At 63.9% G+C, this 22,546-nt stretch carries 20 protein-coding genes; 7 read left to right on the top strand and 13 right to left on the bottom strand.

All coding sequences use genetic code 11. The features are described from left to right. Positions 1 to 57: 57 nt before the first annotated feature. From yut to C7450_RS09610, 10 genes are all read right to left on the bottom strand, one after another. Positions 58 to 1,086 (bottom strand): urea transporter, encoded by a 1,029-nt coding sequence (yut, locus tag C7450_RS09650; protein WP_110374214.1) that lies wholly within the window; start codon positions 1,084 to 1,086, stop codon positions 58 to 60. A 353-nt stretch (positions 1,087 to 1,439) separates the two neighbouring features. Then, a complete protein-coding gene (locus C7450_RS09645; RefSeq protein WP_110374213.1) occupies positions 1,440 to 2,348 on the bottom strand; it encodes an urease accessory protein UreD in 909 nt (302 codons plus the stop codon). Further along, positions 2,348 to 2,986, bottom strand: a complete 639-nt coding sequence (gene ureG, locus C7450_RS09640) for an urease accessory protein UreG (protein WP_110374212.1) — start codon at positions 2,984 to 2,986, stop codon at positions 2,348 to 2,350. Before ureG ends, C7450_RS09645 begins: the two co-directional genes overlap by 1 nt. Positions 2,987 to 3,126: 140 nt before the next feature. Beyond that, positions 3,127 to 3,861: an urease accessory protein UreF gene (locus tag C7450_RS09635; RefSeq protein ID WP_410369505.1), complete on the bottom strand. Its 735-nt coding sequence runs from the start codon at positions 3,859 to 3,861 to the stop codon at positions 3,127 to 3,129. Then, a complete protein-coding gene (locus C7450_RS09630; protein ID WP_110374211.1) occupies positions 3,827 to 4,492 on the bottom strand; it encodes an urease accessory protein UreE in 666 nt (221 codons plus the stop codon). The genes C7450_RS09635 and C7450_RS09630 overlap by 35 nt, the downstream gene beginning before the upstream one ends. 30 nt (positions 4,493 to 4,522) lie before the next feature. Continuing rightward, the gene (locus tag C7450_RS09625) at positions 4,523 to 6,244 is read right to left on the bottom strand and encodes an urease subunit alpha (protein WP_110374210.1); all 1,722 of its coding nucleotides are present in this window, start codon (positions 6,242 to 6,244) and stop codon (positions 4,523 to 4,525) included. 39 nt (positions 6,245 to 6,283) lie between these two features. After that, entirely contained in the window at positions 6,284 to 6,772 is a 489-nt protein-coding gene (locus tag C7450_RS09620) for an urease subunit beta (protein ID WP_110374306.1), read from the bottom strand. Between the two features lie 170 nt (positions 6,773 to 6,942). Then, entirely contained in the window at positions 6,943 to 7,245 is a 303-nt protein-coding gene (locus C7450_RS09615) for an urease subunit gamma (protein WP_110374305.1), read from the bottom strand. A 406-nt stretch (positions 7,246 to 7,651) separates the two neighbouring features. Continuing rightward, positions 7,652 to 7,816: a hypothetical protein gene (locus tag C7450_RS33910; RefSeq protein WP_170147161.1), complete on the bottom strand. Its 165-nt coding sequence runs from the start codon at positions 7,814 to 7,816 to the stop codon at positions 7,652 to 7,654. Positions 7,817 to 7,946: 130 nt separating this feature from the next. After that, entirely contained in the window at positions 7,947 to 10,025 is a 2,079-nt protein-coding gene (locus C7450_RS09610; protein ID WP_110374209.1) for an FUSC family protein, read from the bottom strand. Positions 10,026 to 10,348: 323 nt separating this feature from the next. Between C7450_RS09610 and C7450_RS09605 the strand changes: the two genes are divergently transcribed. The 4 genes from C7450_RS09605 (at position 10,349) to C7450_RS09590 (ending at position 15,184) form a co-directional block, all read left to right on the top strand. Beyond that, the gene (locus C7450_RS09605; protein WP_110374208.1) at positions 10,349 to 10,612 is read left to right on the top strand and encodes a YtcA family lipoprotein; all 264 of its coding nucleotides are present in this window, start codon (positions 10,349 to 10,351) and stop codon (positions 10,610 to 10,612) included. 2 nt (positions 10,613 to 10,614) lie between these two features. Then, positions 10,615 to 11,664, top strand: coding sequence for a multidrug transporter subunit MdtN (gene mdtN / locus C7450_RS09600; RefSeq protein WP_110374207.1), 1,050 nt, complete (start codon positions 10,615 to 10,617; stop codon positions 11,662 to 11,664). A 66-nt stretch (positions 11,665 to 11,730) separates the two neighbouring features. Next, positions 11,731 to 13,635, top strand: coding sequence for an FUSC family protein (locus C7450_RS09595; RefSeq protein WP_245449563.1), 1,905 nt, complete (start codon positions 11,731 to 11,733; stop codon positions 13,633 to 13,635). 7 nt (positions 13,636 to 13,642) lie between these two features. Next, positions 13,643 to 15,184, top strand: coding sequence for a TolC family protein (locus tag C7450_RS09590; RefSeq protein WP_210206409.1), 1,542 nt, complete (start codon positions 13,643 to 13,645; stop codon positions 15,182 to 15,184). A gap of 114 nt (positions 15,185 to 15,298) precedes the next feature. Here the strand turns inward: C7450_RS09590 and aspT are convergent, their stop codons facing one another. The 3 genes from aspT to C7450_RS09575 form a co-directional block, all read right to left on the bottom strand. Next, complete coding sequence (aspT, locus tag C7450_RS09585) at positions 15,299 to 16,990, bottom strand: aspartate-alanine antiporter (RefSeq protein WP_110374204.1); 1,692 nt, start codon at positions 16,988 to 16,990, stop codon at positions 15,299 to 15,301. A gap of 537 nt (positions 16,991 to 17,527) precedes the next feature. Then, positions 17,528 to 18,019 (bottom strand): hypothetical protein, encoded by a 492-nt coding sequence (locus tag C7450_RS09580; RefSeq protein ID WP_110374203.1) that lies wholly within the window; start codon positions 18,017 to 18,019, stop codon positions 17,528 to 17,530. A gap of 41 nt (positions 18,020 to 18,060) precedes the next feature. Then, positions 18,061 to 18,582, bottom strand: coding sequence for a DUF1269 domain-containing protein (locus C7450_RS09575; protein ID WP_110374202.1), 522 nt, complete (start codon positions 18,580 to 18,582; stop codon positions 18,061 to 18,063). A gap of 623 nt (positions 18,583 to 19,205) precedes the next feature. On the opposite strand from C7450_RS09575, the gene C7450_RS09570 reads away from it, so the two are divergent. From C7450_RS09570 to cax, 3 genes are all read left to right on the top strand, one after another. After that, positions 19,206 to 19,658 carry a hypothetical protein gene (locus C7450_RS09570; protein WP_245449561.1) on the top strand — a complete coding sequence of 151 codons (453 nt, stop codon included), beginning with the start codon at positions 19,206 to 19,208 and terminating at the stop codon, positions 19,656 to 19,658. Continuing rightward, complete coding sequence (locus C7450_RS09565) at positions 19,651 to 20,883, top strand: HlyD family secretion protein (protein ID WP_110374201.1); 1,233 nt, start codon at positions 19,651 to 19,653, stop codon at positions 20,881 to 20,883. The genes C7450_RS09570 and C7450_RS09565 overlap by 8 nt, the downstream gene beginning before the upstream one ends. Positions 20,884 to 21,170: 287 nt before the next feature. Continuing rightward, positions 21,171 to 22,304 carry a calcium/proton exchanger gene (gene cax / locus C7450_RS09560; RefSeq protein WP_110374200.1) on the top strand — a complete coding sequence of 378 codons (1,134 nt, stop codon included), beginning with the start codon at positions 21,171 to 21,173 and terminating at the stop codon, positions 22,302 to 22,304. The last annotated feature ends 242 nt before the right edge of the window (positions 22,305 to 22,546 follow it).

Here is a 22,546-nt window from a genome sequence, read left to right as displayed (position 1 = left end):
ATCCAGCAGGCGCGGACGGGCCGGATATCGACCCCGGTTCTCAGCCGGCGAAGCCCGTTACGATTTAGCTTTCTTGTCCAGGATGCCGCCCTTGATCGGCGCATGCGGATGAGGTTGCAGATCCGCTTTCGGCAGCAGGAACAGCCATGTCACGAAGACGAAGGGCGCCGTGAACGTCGGGATGCCCGCTGGCGCGATCCCGGCATCGAGCGCACCCTGCACGATGACGGTGAAGATGGTGCCGAGCAGCGCGAAGGCGGCTCCGCGCAAGGACGGCGTATAGAACACGCATCCCAGGGCGACAGCGGTCAGCACCGGGCTGAAGCCGTAGAGGCCCGCCGTCACGTCGCTGAGACTGGCGCCAAGCCCCAACGAAACAGCGAGGGCGACGGCCGCGCCGACGGCGGCGAAGAAGGCGGACCAGGGTGAACTGACAATGAGGCCGATCAGGATGAGAACGCCGCTGATCGGATTGTTGATGAGGAACACCTGCGCCGGACCCTTGAGCCAGGCCTCAACGACGCCCCAGGCACTCAGAGCCTCGGGGCTCGCGCCGGTGGTTACCGCCTGAGGCAAAGCTGGCGGCCCCATGGACGCGATGGGCAACTGGCCGAAGGAATAGGCGGCGAGGACGAGGAACCAGGTGGTCAGGACGAAGGGGAAGGTGAGGGCAGGGGCTTCCCAGGTCTTCATCACCTTGGACACCGCCAGCATCACGACCGTCGAGACGGCGGCGCCGATGACGAGGATAAACCACATCCCGGCCCCATCGGCCAGGACGGTGGGAACCGCCGCGCCGACGAGAATGCCGTTGAAGCCGAACATTCCCTGGCTGAGAGACGTCTCATCGGCCTCCAGTAGCATCGCGGTGGCGGTGGCGATGACGAGAGCGACGAGGGCGCCGATGATGATGTCGAGGTGACCGCCGGTGTAGGCGCCCCAGGCGATCGCCGCGATGAAGAACAGCCCCGTCAGCGGATTGTTCTGGAAGATGACCTGCCCGGCGCCGCGCAGATTGACGTCGATGAACCGCAAGGCCGCGTTCCGCGAAGCCAATGTCGACCATGTGGAGATCGCTTCAGACATAATGCCCCCTTCCATGACGCCAGCCTATGGCTCGCGCCCGTCGCCTGACCGGCGCGGCGGAGCTAAGTGCGTTGACCTGCCTCCCGGAGCCGACACCGGTTGGCGCTTGTATCGAAAAGAGCGCGCCGAAAGGCTGCTCTTTCCTAGTGGAGCGAATTTGACATTTGAGTCCCGCCCGACATCAAGCTCCAGATCAAATGTCAAATTCAAAAGCTCCACTAGAACCAATAACTTGCTAGTGGTTCTCTTGACTCCGACATTTGCTCCGAGGCCGGTATCGGGCGGATGCAAATGTCGACGACGAACCACTCGCTAACCTCTTCCCTTGCTACCTCTTGCGCGGCGCATAGCGCTCACGCCCAGAGGAAGTTGTCCGGGACACGCGGGCCGACGACGACCTGCCTTACCTCGGACCAGAACGCTCTGATCGTCTCCATGACCGGCGCCGATTCCATCGCCAGGACCTTGAAAACCAGGCCGGCGTCGTGGGGAAGGCGGCTCACGCCGTGAGCGATGCCGTTCTCGCGATCGAAGACGGGCGTGTTCGCCTCGAAGAGCTGGTCCGCGTTGGCTTTCGGCGTTACGACGACCACATTGCCGAAGACATGGAAATCCCCCATCGCGCCGAGCGCGTGCAGCCTGTCCAGTTTGGGCCGCAGCACGAACTTCTCGGTGAAGAGGGATTCCCCGCTGGGCCGCCCGGCGGTCACTGTCGATGAGAACAGCTCATATTCGAAGATCTCGCCATCGCGATAATACTTCCGCCCCGGCATCATGATCTCGGAATAGATCAAGGTCGCAGTCGGATCGATGTCGATCTTCGTCGTCTGGATGAAGCGCGAGTTCCTGTGAGGGATGATCGGCCGCGGTATATATTCGAGATAGGAGCCCGGGCCGAGCGTCAAAAGCTGCGTCTGGCTCGCGTAGTTGGCATCCATTTCCTGGATGCGCGTCGCCGATTGCGTCGTGACATGCGCCTGCGCATCCGCCTGAAGATCGATCTCGATGACGTTGCGGTCGCCCTGCAGGATGCCGCCGGCATTGGAGATGATGCTGACGCAGGGGAGCCCCGGCATCTCCTCGTCCCAGTAGAGGGCCTGCTGCACGATGAGCGGCGCACGCCGATGCAAGGTGCGCAGCACCGTGCGATGCGCGCCCGGCTCGAAGCCGAGCCGCAGATAGGCATTCTTGCCAAAGGATCCGCTGGGCAGCTGAGGGGGTTCGTCCTGATAGGCCCTCAGTTCCCGGGCGCCGCTGATCATTACACGCCGGCCTTGTCGGAGATGGTCTCGAACAGCACGTTTTCCCGGATCAGGCGCGTGAGGTCCTCGATACCTTCATTCGTCTTGCAGTTGGTGAAGACGAAAGGCTTCTTGCCCCGCATCATGCGCGAATCGTCATCCATGACCTTGAGGCTCGCGCCGACATAGGGGGCAAGATCGGTCTTGTTGATCACGAGAATGTCGGACTGGGTGATACCCGGGCCGTTCTTGCGCGGAATCTTGTCGCCGGCGGCGACATCGATGACGTAGATGAAGAAATCCACGAGCGCGGGGCTGAAGGTCAACGTCAGGTTGTCACCACCGCTCTCGATGAGGACGAGGTCGGAATCCGGGAACTTGGCCTCCATTTCCTCCACGGCCGCCAGGTTCATGCTGGGGTCCTCGCGCACCGCCGTGTGGGGGCATCCGCCGGTCTCGACGCCGATGATCCGCTCCTCGAGGAGGATACCCCGCAGGGTGCGTTGCACGTGCTTCGCATCCTCGGTCGTCACGACGTCGTTCGTGATGACGAGAATCCGATAGCCGAGCTTCACCAGCTCGGGGGTAACGGCCTCGATGATCGCGGTCTTGCCCGAGCCGACCGGACCGCCGATACCGATGCGAGGAATTTTCTTCATCTGTCCAAACCCTGTTGACGCTGACCGCAGCGGGCACCCCGAGCGGATCGGAGTGGTCTTCCCATTGTTTTCGAGCCGCCTGCCTGTCCGGAAAACGGCTCTGTGCTTCCGCCCTGGAACAGGCCACCTGCCCGCCGTTCTCAGTTCATGAACATGCGCACGTGACCCTTCACGTGCACCGCCGCCAGAATGTCGATCATCGGCGCGAAACTCGCCATCTCGTCGATCGTCGCATCCGTAACGCGTGCATAGGCGGGCGCGACCTGGGCCGTTACATCGAGCAGGATCTTCTGCGTGTCCACGAAGGAAATGCGCATGAGCCGCAAGGCCGCGCTCAGCACAGCCGTCGCCACGCCATATTGATGCACGCCGAAGGCGTCCTGACGATTGGCACCGAGGGCGGCGAGCGTGATCGCCAGACTGACGGGATGCGTTCCCGGCGTGTCACCGCTCTTGATGCGCTCGAACCAGTCGCGCGTGGCGCCGTCGGCAATGATGACCGATGACAGCTCACACAGCTTCCGCCCCATGCGCACCGTCATGAGGCGCGTTTCCTCGTTGAGCTTGCGCTCGAAGACAAGGCGGTCGATGTGCTTGAGCGCGTCGATATCACCGGCCTGCGCCGCCCGATGGGCGCAGATGACGGCGACCCCGTCGCCCGTCGCTGCCTGCCACATCGATGTCTCGGTATAGGCCCGCAATGTTGCGGGCCCGTCGACGAGACCTTCCTGGATGGCTGACTCGAGACCGTTCGAGAAGGAGAAACCGCCTACGGGAAGTGCTGAATCGCCAAACTGGAGGAGATACAGCAGCTCCGGCAATGTTCGGCCAGAAGGGCGCTCAATGCCCATGGTCGTGGTCATGGTCGTGCTCATGGCCATGGTCATGTCCATGCCCGTGTTCATGCCCATGTTCGTGCTTGTGCCCGTGCGCATGCGCCGGGCGTCCGTCGCCGTGGTGGTGCGAATGCGGTGTATCGCTCGCCCCGCCGAAGAGACGGCGCGCCTCATGCGGCGCGAGGTAGGGGATGACCTCCAAACCGGGCATGAACTCGTAGCGCACGCCTGGCAAAGCATGGGTCTTCATGACCGAGGACATGACCTTGCGGTCCACGGTCAACGGCACATAGACCTTGGTTTCCTTGACGATCGCAGGCCAATGCTGGTTGCCCAGCGCGTGTCCGAGCTCGAACAGCGTCTGAACCATCTTCTCGACCTTCTCCCCGACGACGTCGGAGAGATCGATGATCATCACTTCACGCAGGTGGATGCGCACCACCGTTGCCGCATGCTTGCCTTCGTCCCACATCAGGACGTCGCCGTCGTGAAGATGGGAGTTGCGATCGAGCGACAGCGCCAGTTCGACATCCCCCGTCGTCGTCTTGCGCAAGCGGCTCTTCTGCGCTTCCCACTGGTCCAGTTCGAGCCAGTCGATCGCGGCCCCTTCCAGAAGCTTCGCCCACTTGGGATCGGAAAGATTGCCAAGCGTATTCTCAATAATGATCATGCGTGCCTCTGCTGCATGCCCGTGCAGACGTTAGCTGAAGAAATAAAGCTGGTTGAGCGAGATCGACTTCGGCGGCTCGACGGTCACATGCGTGCCGTCGATGGTCACGGCGAAGGTTTCCGAGTTCACGTCGATGTTCGGCAGGTAGTCGTTGAGGACCATGTGCTGCTTGCCGAGAACACGCGTCCCGGAGACCGGGCTGACCACACGCTGGAGACCCAGGCGCTCGCCGATATTCGCGTCATAAGCGGCGCGCGACACGAAGGTGAGCGACGTCTTTGGCATGGCGGAGCCGAAAGCCCCGAACATCGGCCGGTAGTACATCGGCTGGGGCGTGGGCAGGGAGGCATTGGGATCCCCCATATTGGCCCAGGCGACGAAGCCACCCTTCAGGACGAGTTTTGGCTTCGCACCGAAGAAGGCGGGCTCCCAGAGCACCAGGTCGGCAAATTTGCCGGGCGCGATCGAGCCCACTTCATGGGCGACACCGGCGGTGATGCACGGATTGATCGTGACCTTGGCGATATAGCGCAGCACGCGGAAATTGTCGTTGCCGGGTGCATCTTCCGCCAGCGGACCGCGCGCCTTCTTCATGGCATCGGCCGTCTGGATCGAGCGCAGGAAGGTCTCGCCAATGCGGCCCATCGCCTGCGAGTCGCTGCCGATCATCGAGATGGCGCCGAGATCGTGCAGCACGCTTTCGGCGACGATCGTCTCCGCGCGGACGCGGCTTTCCGCGAAGGCGACGTCGGATGGGATCTTCGGGTTGAGGTTGTGGCAGACCATGATCATGTCGAAGAGTTCGGCCACCGAGTTCTGCCCGCAGGGCAGCGTCGGGTTGGTCGAGCTCGGGAGCACGTTGCGCTGGCCGACAACCTTCAAGAGGTCAGGCGCATGGCCGCCGCCCGCGCCTTCGGAATGGAAGGTGTGGATCGACCGGCCGTCGAAGGCGGCAATGGTGTCTTCGACATAGCCGGATTCGTTGAGGGTGTCCGTGTGGACGGCGACCGAGACGTCGTAGTCGTCGGCGACCGAGAGGCAGGCGCGGATGGCCGACGGCGTCGCCCCATAGTCCTCGTGGACCTTGAAGCCGGCAGCGCCGCCCACGAGCTGCTCGATCATCGGGCCCTTGCCGGTCGAGTTGCCCTTGCCGAGGAGGCCGATGTTGATCGGCAGGCCCTCGATGGACCGCAGCATCATCTCGATGTTCCAAGGACCGTTGGTGGTCGTCACGCCGTTCGAGCCGTCGACGGGGCCGATGCCGCCGCCCCACAGCGTCGTGATGCCGTTGGACAGGGCCGCATAGACCTGCTGCGGCGAGATATAGTGGACATGCGTGTCCATCCCGCCCGCGGTGAGGATGAGATGCTCACCGGAGATCGCATCGGTCGCCGCGCCTGTCACGAGACCCGGCGTCACGCCCTCCATGGTCGAGGGGTTGCCGGCCTTGCCGAGGCCGACGATACGACCGTTGCGGATGCCGACGTCGGCCTTCACGACGCCGAGCGTCGGCTCCAGCACCGTGACATTCGTGATGACGAGGTCGAGACAGCCGGCTTCCTGGGTCAGCTGGTTGTCCGAGCCCATGCCGTCGCGCAGGGTCTTGCCGCCGCCGTACTGAAGCTCGTCCCCGAAGGTGGCCCGGAGATCCTTTTCGATCTCGACATACAGATCCGTGTTCCCGAGACGGATTTTGTCACCGACGGTCGGCCCGTACAGATCCGCGTACTGCTGACGTGAAATTTGCGACATGGCGGCGTACCTTGCGAAACGGAGAAAAGATGGAAGGGCTTATTTCGCGGACTTCTTGGTCTGCACCCCTGACTTGAAGCCGAGCTCCGCCGCTTTGGCGATCGACACATCTCTATTCGGGTTATAGCCCGGCGTCGGGCCCGTTCCCGTCCATCCATCCACCAGGCCGTTGAAGCCGTTGATAAATTGTTTGCCTGCGAAAGGAACGAGGGTCACGTCCTTCTCGTCGCCCGGCTCGAAGCGCACGGCCGTGTTGGCCGGAATATCGAGGCGCTGGCCGAAGGCGGCCGCGCGGTCGAACGCGAGATATCGGTTCGTCTCGAAGAAATGGAAATGAGAGCCGACCTGGATCGGGCGATCGCCGGTATTGCGCACCGTGACCTTGGTCCGCGGACGACCCGGATTGATCTCGATCGGATCGCTGGCGAGGACATAGCCGCCGACGGGCGTCGGCGCGGAAGCCGCCGCGGTCTTGGCGGCGCGGGTGGATGGCTTCGACGGAGTCTTGGGTAACGGGGTCTTGGACAACGGGGTCTTGGACAAGGGAGCCTCCCTGGAGGGCCTGCCGGCGCTTGGCGCTGGCGGATCAGACTTGGCGCTGGCGGATCAGACTTGGCGCTGGCGGATCAGACTTGGCGCGGGTGGATCAGACTTGGCGCGGGTGGATCAGACTTGGCCCGGGCCTTGGCGCGGGCGGATCAGACGATGGGGCTATGCAGGCTGACGAGCCGGCTTCCGTCGGTGAACACGGCTTCCACCTGAATCAGCTTGATCAGATCGGTCACGCCCTCCATCACATCCTCGGCCTTGAGGACGCTGCGGGCGCCGTCCATGACTTCCTCGACGGTCTTGCCCTCGCGCGCGCCCTCGAGAACATAGGCACTCAGCACAGCCACCGATTCCGGGTGATTAAGCTTGAGACCCTTGGCTTTGCGCTTCAGCGCAACGTCCGCCATCGTGTGGATCAGCAGCTTGTCGAACTCCCGCGGTGTCAAATGCATCATCGCCTCCAAACATGTTACAGCCGCACTGATGATGGATCATACGCGACGTTGCCACGATAATCTCGCTTAATGACAGCCTGTGTCCACAGCGGATAGTCAAGCGAACGTCGAGTGAAGATGCTCCACATGACGTCCGGCAAGTGACACCAATCAATAACACGCCGCCGACTCCGCGAGTCGCGCTTGACGCATTAACCAATTGTTCGCTCACCATGGTCGCATCATGTTACCCACACGCTAGCTAAAGCCGCACCTCTAAGCAACACAAAAGCTGTCCATCGCAAGTCGAACAGGTCATTTTAGATGCCGGAGGATGGCAATCTTTCATTTCTTCTTTGTCTATTCGATGGATCGCGGGGAAGGTGGCCCGCTGTGTGCGATGCGCATTGAGAAACGACCACTGCTAGAGGATGTTGAAAATCCGGACCGCCGCCCAGAAGGCGACGACGGCACAAAGGATCACCACCCAGATGCCGCCGCGTCGTGAAAACGCGACGGCGGCCAGGCCGAGCAGGGCCACAAGCGCAATGATGTCAATGGCTTCGAAGTAATCTGTGAGAAAACCCATCGCCTGCCTCGTTGCCTGCGGGATGTCGATGTCGGGGGTTTGATTCCGAATGCGATTGGCCCGTCAGCTGCGCCTGGCGTTGGTGGCGCATCTCGTCCATCACGGGGCAGTGGGGCTGACGACACGCGGCTCACGCGCCTTGTCCGGCTGAATCGGGCCGCAAGGCTCGCCGGCTTCGGATGCGCTTGCGCCTGCCGGGCTGCACGGCCTCGAGGAGATGGAGCAGGCGCGAAATCTCGAAGTCGATATCGACGATCGCGCTGGTCTCGTCCGCCCGGGACGACAGCAAACCGGCAGGCAAGTTCGGCATGTGGTTCTCAGCGGCAACGAATACTGCCATATCCTGCAGGAGGGCAACACGCGCGGCAATCTCCTGTTTGATAGGTGTGCGCGTTCTTTCCCGCTGTAACTCGGCAAAATACGTGATGTGGTCGCAAAGCCTCTCGGCATTGACGATGAGTGGATACCAGGCCGCCGCTTCGCTGCTGGCCGGAGGCGGCTCGGACAGGGCACGCTGGAGACTGGTGCGGACATTGGACAGGCTGTGATAGGCGCGGCGCCGCGCGGGCAGCATCGCTTCATATCCCGCGGTTGTGACCTTTCCGGCCATGTCGAGATAGGCCGCAACCGCCTGCAGGGCGGCTGCGAAGGACTTGCGGAAATGGCCCTGTGGTGACCGCGGCCAGATGAGATAGCCGAAGACGAGGGCAATCGCCGCGCCCATAATCGTATCGACGAGCCGCTCAATCGCGTAGTCGACGGTCGGCCCAACCACGCTCACGTCGATCAGGAGAAGGACGAACGGCGTCAGGATGGTGCATTGCAGTGCATAGCCGCGCAAACCGGCCCAGGGAATCGCCGCGGCAAGCGCGATGAGGATGGCGATCAGGATCAGGCCCTTTGGCAGCAAGGCCATGAGGGTAACGCCTATGACCACGCCGGCGACGGTTCCGATGCTGCGCTGAACCGCGCGGACGAAAACCGATCCGAAGTCGGGCTTGAGGACGATCGCGACCGTCAGCGGGATCCAGTAGGAGCGATCGCCCGGGGCTGTGTGCTGCACGACAAGCGCGATGCCGATGCACAGCGACAGTTGCAGCGCGGCCAGGACGACCTCGCGTCCCAGCGTGAGCCTGCCCAACAGAGCCTGATAGGACCGGATGGTGAGCCAGCGCGTCAGGTCGTGCGCGGGGCGATAGATCTTCCCCGGCCCCGCCTGCGCCGAAGATTCGGCGGAAGCCGGCCAGATCTCGTCCGCCAGCCGGTCCGCAAAGTTGAACAGGACGTCGTGAGCGGGCGTTTCGCCGGCCAGGGAGGGGCGCCCCTGACGGCCGACGAGCGCGTGCTGAATCCGCTCCAGTCGTTCGGCGATGGCGCGCAGGACGGCGGGGGGCGACCTGCTCCCCACGATCTCCGCGGACATCAGTTCAATGGTCGAGAGCAATGCGGCTTTTCGCTCCTCTGCCGCGGACTGCCCCTCGTTGCCGCGGCGCACATTGAGCAGTCCCGCGAAACCCTTGGCGATGACGTCCGTGAGGCTGCGCCGGGCGATTTCCACGGGTGTGGAGGTGTCGCTACGTTTCTGTGTCGTGGGTGTTTGCGCCTTCACATTGGCCAGATGGATCATCGCGCCGATGACATGCGCGATAGCGACCCGCTCCGGATGGCGCCGATCGATCAGGGCCTCGCAGCCTATGAGAGCAGCCGCAAAAGCCGCGCCTGCCATGAAGAGCAGCGGTGGCAACCAGAGGGGGGCGCCGGAATGTTCGCTCGCTCCGATAATGGCGAGGACCAGCATCTGCATGGCGGCGGTGGACAGCGCCGCGCCGTAGCCGCTGATGATCCCGGACCCGAATGCCACGGCCATGAGCAGCAGAATGGAAAGTGCGCCGTGTCCGGCCGCAGCCGTACCAAGAACGTAGCCGAGCCCCGCGATAGGCGCCGCGATGGCGAGCTTTGCCAGCCGTGCGCGGTAGGGATCGGACTGGACTTTGATGGAGTTGAGAAAGGCGCCCAGGCAGACCAGCAGGGCGGGCTCCCTGTAGCCGCTGAAATGGCCGACGAGCAGCGGCACAGCCACCGCGATCGCCATACGGATCGAATGGCGCCACGGCCAGGGCGCCCGCGGGTTCAGGCGTGCGAGATTCCGCAGCCAGCCGGAAGGCCGGTCAGCCGTCGTCTTGGTGCGTCGCTCGTTGCCGATCGTCACAGTGCCTGTCTCGATCCTCGGAGGTTCTCGTATTTCTAGGGGACGGAGATGGTCACCACAAGCTTAGTGCAAACATGCCTCAGGTGTAAAACGTACAATCGAGCAACGCGCTTCCAACTCCACCTCCCATTGCCGAGACTAGTTTTATAGAGCGATGATGTCTTCATTGCTCCCACGACAGGAGCTGAAAGCACACATATCGCCTGTGGGAAAAAAGATCGCGGTGGGAGAGCCGGGTTGTAGGCGCGCGTCGCCGACGTTAGCCTTGATCCAGCAAAGCAGGCGGGCTGCGGGCTTCGTCGCGGTGGGTAGTCGTGAGTACCATGTCCTTCAATCGGTTGATACTTGCGGCTTGTCTTCCCCTGGCTGGCTGCACATCCGTGGGCGCGCCCTCACTTCCGCTCTTCGGCGCTTATTTTCCGGCGTGGCTTGCCTGTGCGGTCGCCGGTATTCTTGGCGCCGTCGTGATCCGCGTGATCTTCATCCCGATCGGCATCGATGACGTCCTTCCGTGGAGATTGCTGGTCTATGTCTGCCTCGCCCTGGCGATCGCCTTTGCGGTCTCGCGCTTCGTTTTCGGACGCTGACCATGGGCGCTTCGGACGGTAAAGGACGGTCCACGGCCTTAGGCGGCCTCATAGCGGTCGTCATCGTGGTTGCTGCGGCGGTGCTGGGGTGGCGCTATCTCAACAGGGCGGACAGCAATCCGATGTCCGAGGACGCGGTCCTGCAGGCCAATCTCGTGCACATATCCTCGATCGTGCCGGGGCGTATCATCCAGCTGCCGGTCAAGGAGAACAGCCGCGTCAAGAAGGGCGACCTCCTGTTTTCGATCGATCCCGCGGCCTATGCCATCGCCGTCGACCAGGCCACGGCGGATCTGCACATCGCCGAGGCCGCCCTCGCCACCCAGAAGCGCACGATCCGCGCCGAGGCGTCGAACGCGACGATCGCCGGCGAGCAGGTGGTGCGCGCGCGTGCCAATCTCGCTCTCGCGACGCAGACCCTCGAGCGTCTCGTCGCGCTCAGGCCGAAGGGATATGTCACCGCGCAACAGGTCGACGATGCCGCGACCGCCAAGCGCGATGCCGAGGTCAGCCTCAAACAGGCGCTCGTTCAGGTCGAGGCTGCCGATGCGCTGGTGAACAGCGCGGATGCCGCCGAGGCTCTGGTGCAGGCGCGCAGGGCGGCCCTGGCGCTGGCCAAGCGCAATCTCGCCGAGACCGAGATCAGGGCGCCCCATGACGGGCTGGTCGTCGGCTTGACGACGGCGACCGGGGAATTCGTCATCACCGGCCAGTCGGTCTTCACGCTCATCGACACGGATCACTGGTTCGCTTCGGCCGCGTTCCTGGAGACCGAACTGCAAAACATCGCCGTGGGGCGCTGTGCGACGGTCTATGCGATGGCGGACCGCTCCGTCGCCATGCCGGGTGTTGTCGAGGGCATCGGCTGGGGCGTGAGTTCGGACGAAATGCTGCCGATCCCGCGCAACCTGCCTTATGTGCCGAAGACCTTGAACTGGGTGCGGGTGTCGCAACGCTTCCCCGTCCGGATCAGGCTCGATCAGCCCCCGGAGGATCTGATGCGCGTCGGCGCATCCGCGGTCGTCATCGTCCATAACGACAGACGCTGCTGACGCATGCTCGGCGGGATCATTCGTCAGGTGCGGCGCGACCTGGAACCCTTTCCCGGGCGTTCCGGAATGACATGGCGGATCGCGCTGCTCTGCGCCCTCGTGGCCGCGGTCGCGATGCTCTACAAGATTCCCGAGCCCGCGATCGGTTGCTACCTCGTCATCTATCTCATGAAGCCCAATGCGGCCGTGAATATCGCACTGGCGATCGGGGCGACCATCCTGGTGACTATCGTCGTGGCCGTCGTTCTCGTCCTGGTGCAATGGACGATCGACATCCCGGCCTTGCGCCTCGCCACGATGGCTCTCGCCGCCTTCCTGCTGGTGTTCCTCGGATCCGTCAGCCGCCTCGGCCCGCTCGGGTCGGACATGGCGCTCGTTGTCACATTCGCCCTCAGCCTGACGAGTGACGTGCCGGTCGGGGAGGCGGCAACGCGCGGGCTTCTCTACGCCTGGCAGATGGTCACGATGCCGATGGCCCTGATGCTCGTGTTCAACCTGGTTCTGGGGTGGACGCCGGATCGGCTGCTCCGGTCGTCGTTGCGCGAGCGGCTGGAGACGGCCGCGGACGCGCTCCGGAGCGACAACACGCTCGCAATGCGACGCCTCCTGCGGGAGGGCAACGGCGAACAGCAGCAGATGGCGATGCTGGTGCGCCTGTTCCACTACGCGCCGGCGGCAGCAGGCATGGGGCTGTCCCAGGCGGTCGACAGCAGCTATCGGCTCCTGCTGGCGATCGCCGCCCTTCCGCAAGCGCTCGCGCCGGAATGGCGCGCCCGTCTTGCGGCCGAATGCCAACGTGCGGCCGAGGCGCTCTCGCACCAGGCGCCGCGGGAAGCGGATCGGGCGGTCCTGACGGAGGCCACCGATCCTGCGGCGCGTGAGGCTGCTCGAGCCGTCGGCGCACTGGCCGCGCCAGCGAAGACATGGGCGCCCATGCCACAGGAGCCCTTCTTCGCAGCTGATGCCTTGAGCAATCCCGACCACCAGCGCTTTGCCTTGAAGACCGCGGCCGCGGCCATGGCCTGCTATCTCATCTACACCGGCATCGATTGGCAGGGCATCCACACGGCGATGATCACCTGTTTCGTCGCGGCCCTCGGCACGACGGCGGAGACGGTCCACAAGCTCGCGCTGCGTATCGTAGGCTGTCTCATCGGCGCGGCCATGGGCATTGCGGCGATCCTCTTCGTCATCCCGCAGATCACGTCGGTTGGCGGGCTGATGGTTCTTGTCTTTCTCGGCATCCTGCCGGCGGCCTGGGTTTCCTCCGGCAGTGAACGGATCTCCTATGGCGGCGTGCAGATCGGGCTCGCCTTCCTCCTGACCATCCTGCAGGGCTTCGAGCCGAGCATCGATATGGATTCCGCGCGGGATCGCATCATCGGCATCCTGCTCGGCAATGTCATGGTCTATCTCGTCTTCACGCAGATATGGCCGGTCAGCGTCACCCATGGTGTCAAGCTTCGGCTGGCCTCTGCCTTTGCAGCCCTGGCGCAACTGGCCCGACGCGCGCCTGACGAGACGTCGGCTGCGGCGAGCGACGCCTCTGAGGCCGAGAGCGAGATTGCGGCAGCCGCGAACAGCCTCGCCCTGGCGCTGTTCGAACCGCGCCGCCTGCGCCCGAGCGATGCTGAGGCCGAGCGCCTGCGGATGGTTCTGGCCGAGGCCGAGGCTCTCACCCCCAAGCTGTTCATTCTGCACGCCTCCGCCGGCAAGGACAGCGACCCGGAGAGCGCGGAGGCCGGCCTTGCCGCGGTGGGATCCGCGCCGGAAGACCGCGCGCTGCTGGCGGAGCGATTCACCCGGCTGTCGCATGCTGTTGTTGATAGGCCCGTGTCCGATGGCCGACCACGCGGCCAAAAAAACGACGGGGAACATTTACGGCGCGACATGCAGCCGTGTAATACAGTGTCAGAACATATCGATCGGATAGAGGATCTGCTGGCCGGACTGGGGCGTGATGGCGCATAAATGTAAGATGAGCCTTTGCGCCAGCCGGGGCTTCAGCTTTGCCTGTGTGGTTGTGAGCGTTGCACTTGCCGGATGCGCGCAGAACGCCGAGAGCCTGGCCCCATCGTCTCCCTCGCAGCCATGGACGCCGGGCAACACGACCGGCAGCAGCCTTCTGCCGCGATCGGATGCGAGCCAGGGCGCCGGTGCGTCCGTGCGCGACTTTTCCGTTCTGGGCAATGCGGCCGTCGCCGAGCTGCCGCCGCCGCCGCAAACCCAGGCAGGCAAGGTCTATCAGCTCCCGGAACTGATCGACATCGCGGCGCGCAACAATCCCGTCACGCGGATCGCCTGGGAACAGGCGCGGCAGTCCGCCCTGGCGGTCGGCATCGCCGAGGCGACATTCCTGCCGTTGATCACGGCGAATGCGGTTGGTGGTGTCCAGAACACCGATACGCCCGTCCAGGCGCTGGGCGTCCAGCGCTATCTCAACACCACCGCCCGCGGGGTGTCCTCGTCTGTCGCGCTGCAGTGGCTGATGTTCGACTTCGGCCAGCGCAGCGCCGTCGTCGACGCTGCCAGGCAGGTCTCGCTCGCGGCCAATGTGATGTTCAACGCATCCCATCAGAAGCTGATCTTCGACGTGACCCGCACCTACTATCAATATGGCGCGGCACGGACCCGGATGGAGATCGCCGATCAGACGCTGCGCAACAGCCGCGCCATCCTTGACGCCGCCGTGCAGCGCGAGAAGGGCGGCCTCGGGACGACGGTCGAAGTGGCCCAGGCGCGTCAGCAGGTCGCGCAGTCGGAGTTGCGCCGCGTCGTCGCGGAGGGGCAGGAGCGCGATGCCTATCAGGCCTTGCTCGCCGCAATGGGCGTGTCGCCGACGCTGTCCATCAAGGTGGCCAGCGCCGGCAACCGCCGTCTGCCGTCGCCGGTCAGCATGCCCATGGAGGATATGATCAAGCTGGCGCTTGTGCGCCGGCCGGACGTGCTCGCGAGCTACGCGACCATCAAGGCGAGCGAGGCCGGGGTCGAGGCCGCCAAGGCTGATGTCCTGCCGAAGGTCTTCGTGGCCGGTGGATTGGCGACGGGAAGCGGCAGCTTCAACGCCAGCGGCCTCCCGACGATTGGACAGCAGACCTCGGCGACCGGCGTGCTCGTCGGGGCCACCATGCCGCTCTACGACGCGGGTGTGCGCAGCGCCAACCTGCGCGCGGCCCAATCGCGCGTGTCCGCCGCGCATGACATCTTCAAGAAGACCCAGCAGGAAGCCGTCCGCGAGATGGTGGTCGCCTCCAACGCCGTCCGCTCCGCGCTGCAATCCTACCAGGCGGCGACGCGCCTGACGGAGGCTGCGACGATCACCTATGATGCCGCGCTGGACGCCTATCGCAACGGGCTCGGCACGATCACCGCCGCAACTGCGGCCGATACGGGTCTCCTGGACGCGCGTCAGGCCCGTGCCGACGCCCATGCGGCTGCGCTTGTGGCGGCCTCGAACCTCGCCTTCGTCCTGGGCGCGATGACCTCGCGGGATACTCCGGATCAATTGCTCCTGCGGTAGAGCAAATACGGCTTAGACAGAATCATCTGAAACCATCTAGGTCGTTGAAGATTCTATCGATTGTTGACTGGAGCCAATCCGCAACAGACGGACTTGCGCTGAGGTCATATCGGATCATCCCATCAGCAGGACGATGAAGATGCCGCCGATCGTCAGCAGGGTGTTGCCCACGGCGCAGGTCACCGTGAATCCGAGAGCCGGCACCTGGCTCCGCGCCTGCTCGGTCAGCATGCCGAGGGTCGCCGTCGAGGCCCTCGCCCCGGCGCAGCAGCCGAGCAGGATCGCGTCGTCGAAGCGGAACAGGTATCGGCCGATATAGAGGCTGAGAATCAAGGGAACGGATGTCGCCACGACGCCCCAGAGAAAAAGGCTCGCGCCCAGTTGCTCGGCGCCCGCCACGAAGCTCGGGCCGGACGACAGCCCGACGACGGCGATGAAGATGTTCAGACCCAGGGCGTTCATCAGCCAGCCCGCCGCCGGAGGGATCCGGCCGAAGGTCGGATGAACCGCGCGGAGCCAGCCTGCCGCAATGCCGGCGATGAGAACGCCGCCGGAGGATGACAGCGTGATCGGCACCGCGCCGATATGCCAGACCAGCGTGCCGATGAGGGCGCCCGCCACGATCGCCCCGCCGACGAAGCCGACATCGGTCTCGTCGGTGGAGCGGTCGGCGCGGCCGAATTTCGTCAGCGCCGCGGAGATATCCTTGGGCCGTCCGAGCACGGTGAGCACGTCGCCGCGGTGCAGCTCGGTCGCCGGCAGGATCGGGATGTCCACGCCGGTCGCGCCGCGGCGGATGCGCCGCAGGACGAGGCCGCGCACGCTGGGCTGATCCGCCAGATCGGCGAGGGTCTTGCCGTCGAAGGCGCGGTTGGTCAGCAGGACGTCGACGCCTTCGATCGGCACGTCGAGCAGGTCCGGATCCTCGACCTCCTCGAGGGTGTGGCCGAACTGCCTGAGAATATGCCGGTGCGGTCCGGCGATGGCGATGACGTCTCCGCTCTGCACGACGGTGTCGGCGACCGCATCGAAGATCGCGTCGTCGCGCCGTACCCTTTCGATGAAGAGCTGCTGGTGATGGAAGCCCGCCTCGATCTGGGACGCGGTTTGTCCGATAAAGGCGCTGTCCGGCCCGACGCGATAGGCGCGCACGATGAAGTCGTGCCAGGCCGAGCGACCACTGCCCTGGCCGACATGGCCGCCCATCCTGATCTCATAGGCCTTGCAGGCCGCGATGAGGTTGATCCCGAGCAGCTTCGGACCGAGGAGCGCGATGATGAGCGTCGCGCCGATGGTGCCGAAGATATAGGTCATCGCGAAGGCGGTCGGGATGGCATTGACCAGCGCCTGCGTTTCTTCAGCCGGCCGGCCCATCTGTTCGATGGCATCGACCGAGAGTGCCAGGGCGGAAGAGATTGTATTGGCGCCCGCGAACAGCCCCGCCGCGAAGCCCGCGTCATAGCCCGCGAATTTCGCCGACAGCCATGCGGTGCCCAGACACAGCGCGCAGATGATGATCGTGAACGCCGCCTGCGGCAGGCCGTTCCTGGCCACGCCCTGGACGAATTGCGGCCCGACGCTGTAGCCGATGGCGAACAGGAACAGCAGGAAGAAAATCGCGCGGACATCGTTCGAGATGGTGATATCGAGCTGCCCGATCACAAGCGCTGTCAGCAAGGTGCCGGTCACCGCGCCAAGCCCGATGCCCCTGTACGAGACCCTGCCGATGGAGGAGCCGATGGCAAGGGACAGGAACACCGCGATGGCCGGGTTGTCTCGCAGCACGTTCACCAACCACTGCCACATATCAGACCTTTTCTTTTCAACGCGCCGCAGGTTCAATCGAGGCCCCGGAAACGCCGCGAACGGCTCTCTGATGGCGGCTTCCCGCTCGCCGTGAAGGTCCGCGACGGACATTTCACCGGGGAGAGAAGTCCGACCATAGCCGCCTTCGAAACGGGAACCTACTCGGCCAAAGCTGCTCTCCGCCAATCATCGAAGATCGTCCGCGCGCCCTTCGGACCGCCCCCCGCGCGTCGGTCGCATTGCCACTGACGGGGACGTCGGCGTCGCAGTTCAGCGGCGGCCGAGCAGCTATCGAAAACGGATGCTGGGGGACGGAATCGTCTCGCCGGTCGCAGCCGATCGCAAAACAGAGCACGCTGGGCCGGCATCGGTGCAAGGAGAAGCATGATGCGGATGCCGCCATCGGCAGGCAAAGACCCCTAGAGAACACTTTCGCTCGCGGAGGTCGCAATCGGCCGGCCTTTCCGATGCGCTCGGAAACGCGCAACCGCCCCGCTTCAGTCTGGCGATGCTCAAGCGGGGCGGGCTGATCCCTGGTCAGCGGTTGGCCTGGGCCTCGACGAGGCCGGCGATCCAGGCCTCCACGGAAATGCCCGCGGCCTTGGCCTTGGCGCGCGCCGCCTCGACCAGCGTCGGCCGCAGGGGCACATCGAGGATGATCGCGTCGGCGTTGTCCAGCGAATACACCGTGCGCATCACGCGGGCCGCGAACCGCATGACCCGCGCCGACTTCTGTGCATCGGTCAGCGCTGTGTTCGATGCGACGACCGGGCAATAGGCGGCAACGAGGCTGTCGATGACCAGCGTCTCCGGCGTGCCCTGCTGGCGCAGGGCGTAGACGGCGGCGTTCAGCTGCGCGATATCGTCAAAGGCATCGCCGGTTGGCAGAAGCTTTTCCACGTTCGCGGCCTGCTTTCCATCCGCGATGGGCTTCCAGGGGCAGGAGAAGCCCGCCGCGCTTGCCGGCGTCGCCACCGACAGCAGGGGAACCGCGACGCATAGGGCCGCGGTCGCAAGCGATAGTCTCATAAAAGATCTCACGGCGTGACTCATTCGCTGGAATCCCAGGCTCACGCCGACGGCGCGGCGGGGGCGGGCGCATGCAGAGGAGCGGCCGCGAGGGCTTCACGCAGGGCCTGCTCCTTGCTGTGATCGAGCGAGGTCTTGAGGACGGTGCCGCCCGTGCCGCGCAGTTCCTCGAGCACCTTGTCGCCGGTCACCTGCTGCACCAGCACGAACAGCGCCGCACTTCCGGGCTGCAGCGATTCGCTGAGTTCCTTCATGAACTTGTCGTTGATGCCGTAGTCGGTCAGAGCGCCACCGAGCGCACCCGAGGCGGCTCCGACAACGACGCCGACCAGCGGCATCAGGAAAACGGCGCCGATCAGGAGGCCCCAAAGACTGCCCGAGGCTGCCCCGGCTGCCGTCGTGTTCATGAGCTGGTTAAGCTTCACGTGACCATTGTCGTTCTTCGTCGCGATCACGGCGTCGCCGATCTTGATGAGATATTCCTTCTGGAGCTCGAACAGGCGCTGACGAACTTCTTCTGCTTTCTGCTCGGAAGGATAAACAACGACGACAAGATCAGACATTGGAAACTCCACTGGGGTAACCCGTTGGCGGGCCAAAGACAATCTACCGTTTAAGGGCCGCAAATCAACCGAACTGTTCAGATATCGTGAAGATCTGGAGCTGGCCTCCTTGGTCAGATCGTAAGGATGACGCCTGTCGCGTGATTGGCCACCACGGTGGCGCGGTCGCCCCGCCCCGTCGCGGCGGGCGCGCTTCGGGGAGGATCGGGCGGGTGCCTGCCCATGCCCCAGCGGGCGTGGCGGCATCGTGCTGGCGCAAATTCGACTTGAATGGATCCGCCCGATGCCATCCAGGTCGGTGCCTCCGAGCCACCAAGGCCCCGTCTTCTGCGGGCGCGGGCTTCGAGGCGATCGGAAGCCGGACGGCAAGCCTATGCCATGAGCGGGCCGGATATCGCCGCACGTCACAAACTGTCAAGCCGGTGGCACAACCGGTCAAGCGGCCGGGCGTGGCACGCCGATAATGGCGCTATCCGTACCAAACGGATGCGACGCCATACGAACAGGGCGGTGGCGGTGACAAGATGGGGACGAGACGGCGACCGGTGCCGGTGCCATAGCTTCTGTGGCGACGCCAAGGCCTTGCCTCCTCTCACGGTTCGGACCATGTCGGGAGGGATGACATGAACCCGATCAATCCGGCCGCGCCGCATGATCTGCCGTTTTTCATCACCGAGCCCGGTGCGACCGACGTCCTCATGGGGGTGATGGCGACCTTTATCCTCCTCACCGTCCTCGCCGTCGGGCTCCTTTTTCTGCGCCTGCATACGCTGCCTGAGCGCATTGCGCATAAGTCGCACAAGCTGCAGTTCGAGATCGTTGCCGTGCTCGGCTTGCTGGCCCTCTTCACGCATATGCATATTTTCTGGGTGGCTGGCCTGTTGCTGGCGCTGATCGACCTCCCTGATTTCGGACAGCCCCTGCGCAGCATGGCGAAGTCCCTGGAAACGATCGCCGGCATGAAGCCCGGGGCGGAGGCTGAAGGCGACGGTCCGCAGGAGATGTCGGTCGATAGCCCCGCAACGCTGGACAGCAGGCCGTCGCCTCTTCGAACGGACCCGTCGTCCCATGCTTGAGCTTCTGTTGTGCTCCCTTCTCACGATCCTGCCCGATTATCTCTACCGGAGATACGCGCAGGGGAAGCGGATCGGCAAGGAGATTACGTTATATTCGGTCTGGTTCGAATTGAGATGGGGCATAATTTCGTGTCTTATGTTAACGGTAGGGCTTATTACCGTTATTTTTTACAATCATCCCGCGACGAATAACGCGACCGTATTGTTTCGTTCCATTCCTGTTTTGCCGGAATCCAATGGACGCGTCGCGGAAGTATTCGTTGGTTTTAGTGCGGACGTGAAGCAGGGTGAACCCATTTTTCGGCTCGACAGCTCACGCCAGGAAGCTGCAGCCGAAACGGCGCGGCGCCGGATAGCAGAAGCGGACGCTGCTCTCCTGGTTGCGCGCGCCGATTTGCTGGGCGCGGACGGCCGATTGCGGGAGGCCAGGGGCGCCTACCAGCAGGCCGTCGACGAACTGGAAACCAAGCGCGAGATTTATCGACGAAACCCGGGCGCAGTCGCCGTGCGCGACATCGAGAGATTGGAGGTCGCGGTCGAAGGGCGCCAGGGCTCGATCGATGCCGCGACGGCGTCGAAACAGGAAGCGGAGGCCAGGATCAGCGCCCTCTTGCCGGCTGAGAAGGCCAGCGCGGAGGCAGCGCTGGCCCAGGCGCAGGTCGATCTCGACAAGACCGTGATCCGGGCAGGTGTCACAGGGCGCCTGGAGCAATTCACCCTGCGGGTGGGCGATATCGTCAATCCGTTGATGCGGCCGGGCGGCGTGCTGATACCGAAGGAGGCGGGCCGGGGCAACCTGCAAGCGGGCTTCAGTCAGGTCGAGGCGCAAGTCATGCGCGTCGGCATGGTTGCGGAAGCCGCATGTATTTCAAAGCCGTGGATGATAATCCCGCTGGTGGTCACGGGCGTCCAGGACTTTATCGCGGCCGGGCAGTTCAAGGGTGGTGATCAACTGATCGACCTGCAGTCCGTCTCCCAACCCGGGACGATCCTGGTGACGCTGGAACCACTTTATGAAGGTGGGCTCGACGGAGTCATGCCCGGAAGCAGCTGCATCGCCAATGCCTACAGCAGCAACCACGAACAGCTCATGTCAAAAGATATCGGTGCGCTGCGGCGGGCCGCGCTCCATGTCGTCGATGGCGTGGCGCTGGTCCATGCCATGCTCCTGCGGATCCAGGCGATCATCCTGCCGATCCGGACCCTTGTTTTCGGGGGGCACTAGAACATATCGGGTGAATTCCGGTTCACCGGATAGGCCGGTTGTTGTTCGCATTGTCTTCCCGCGAACCGGTGTCCACGTCGCTCGAAACCGTCTAGAGCAAGTCCGTCTTTTGCGGACTTGCTCCGCTCAAAAATTAACGAGCAAATTCACCGACTTAGATGGTATCAGGCGATTCCATCTAAGTCGGATTTGCTCTAGCGCAGGCCCGCCGATTGCGGATCTGCTCCGCAGCGCCCGGTCCGCCCGGAACGCTGTCCGTTCTCGTAGTCCTGTTGCGGGCGAGCCAGATGATGACACCCAGGCCAACAACACAGGAAGAGCGCCGCCCCCGGGGGCTCGGGCTTCGCCCCTCGATCAACTGGCTTCTGATCTTCGCACCGGTCGCCGTCCTGCTTGATCGGGTGGGCCATGTGCCTGCTGGCTTCGTGTTCTTTTGCGCGGCGATCGCCATCGTGCCCTTCGCGGGGCTCATCGTGAAGGGGACCGAGCAGGTCGCGGCCCATGCGGGTGCGACCGTGGGCGGGCTGTTGAATGCGACATTCGGCAATCTTCCGGAGCTCATCATCGCCCTGGCGGCGCTGCGGGCCGGTCTTATCGAGATGGTCCGGGCCTCGATCATCGGAGCTCTTCTGGCCAACCTGCTCTTCGCGCTGGGCCTCTCATTCCTACTGGGCGGCCTGCGCCATTGGAAACAGGAGTACAATCCGCGTGCCGTCGCGGCCTTCTCCTCCACCATGGTGCTGGCCTGGCTCAGCCTGGCGCTGCCGAGCGCATTTCACCGCGCGCTCGGCGAGCAGGCTGCCCAAATCCAGTATGTCGCGCTGGATCTGATCGTCGCCGTGGTGCTGCTGTCTCTCTATGGGCTCTTCCTTCTCTATTCGCTGCGTACCCATCCCGAGACCTTCGCCGAACTCGGCGCGCCCGCGCGGGAGGAGGCAAGCGATCACCCGGGAATGGCGCGCGGCATCCTGATGCTCCTCATTGCCTCCGGCGGCGCAGCCTGGATGAGCGAGATCCTGGTTGGAGCCGCCGAGCAGGCCAGTCGGTCGCTCGGCATGTCGCAGATGTTCATGGGGGTGATCGTGCTGGCCATTGTCGGCGGCGCGGCAGAGGCCGGATCGGCGGTCGCCATGGCACGATCCAATCGCATCGATCTCAGCCTTGGCATCGCACTTGGCAGCTGCGTGCAGATCGCGCTGTTCGTCGCACCGATGCTGGTCCTGCTCGCACCGATCATCGGCTCGACGCAATTCCAGCTCGTCTTTTCCCAGGCCGAGATGTGGATGCTGTTCGGCGCCGTCCTTCTCGGGTCCGCTGTCACGATGTCCGGCCATGCGGATTGGTTCAAGGGCGCGCAGCTCCTGGCGCTTTATCTGATTATCGCGGTTGTTCTCTATCTCATCCCCGGAGCCCCTGCTTAGAGCAAGTCCGTCTGTCGCGGACTTGCTGAAATCAAAAATTGGCGGGGAAATTCAGAGACTTAGATGGCATCAGACGATTTCATCGAAAGCGGATTTGCTCGAGCGCCAATCCGGCGGGATTGAACCAGATGGGCCCATGCAAGCCGGATTTGATCGTCTATTGTGGAGCGCAATATATCCGCAACAGACTGCGCTCAAGGGTCGTCCATGCTGGGCCAACTTCTCGTCGGGATTTTCATAAG

This window comes from Chelatococcus asaccharovorans, from assembly GCF_003201475.1.
GTDB lineage: Bacteria > Pseudomonadota > Alphaproteobacteria > Rhizobiales > Beijerinckiaceae > Chelatococcus > Chelatococcus asaccharovorans.
The sequence above is the reverse complement of the archived record's forward strand: the minus strand, read 5'-3'. Positions and strand labels throughout refer to the sequence as shown.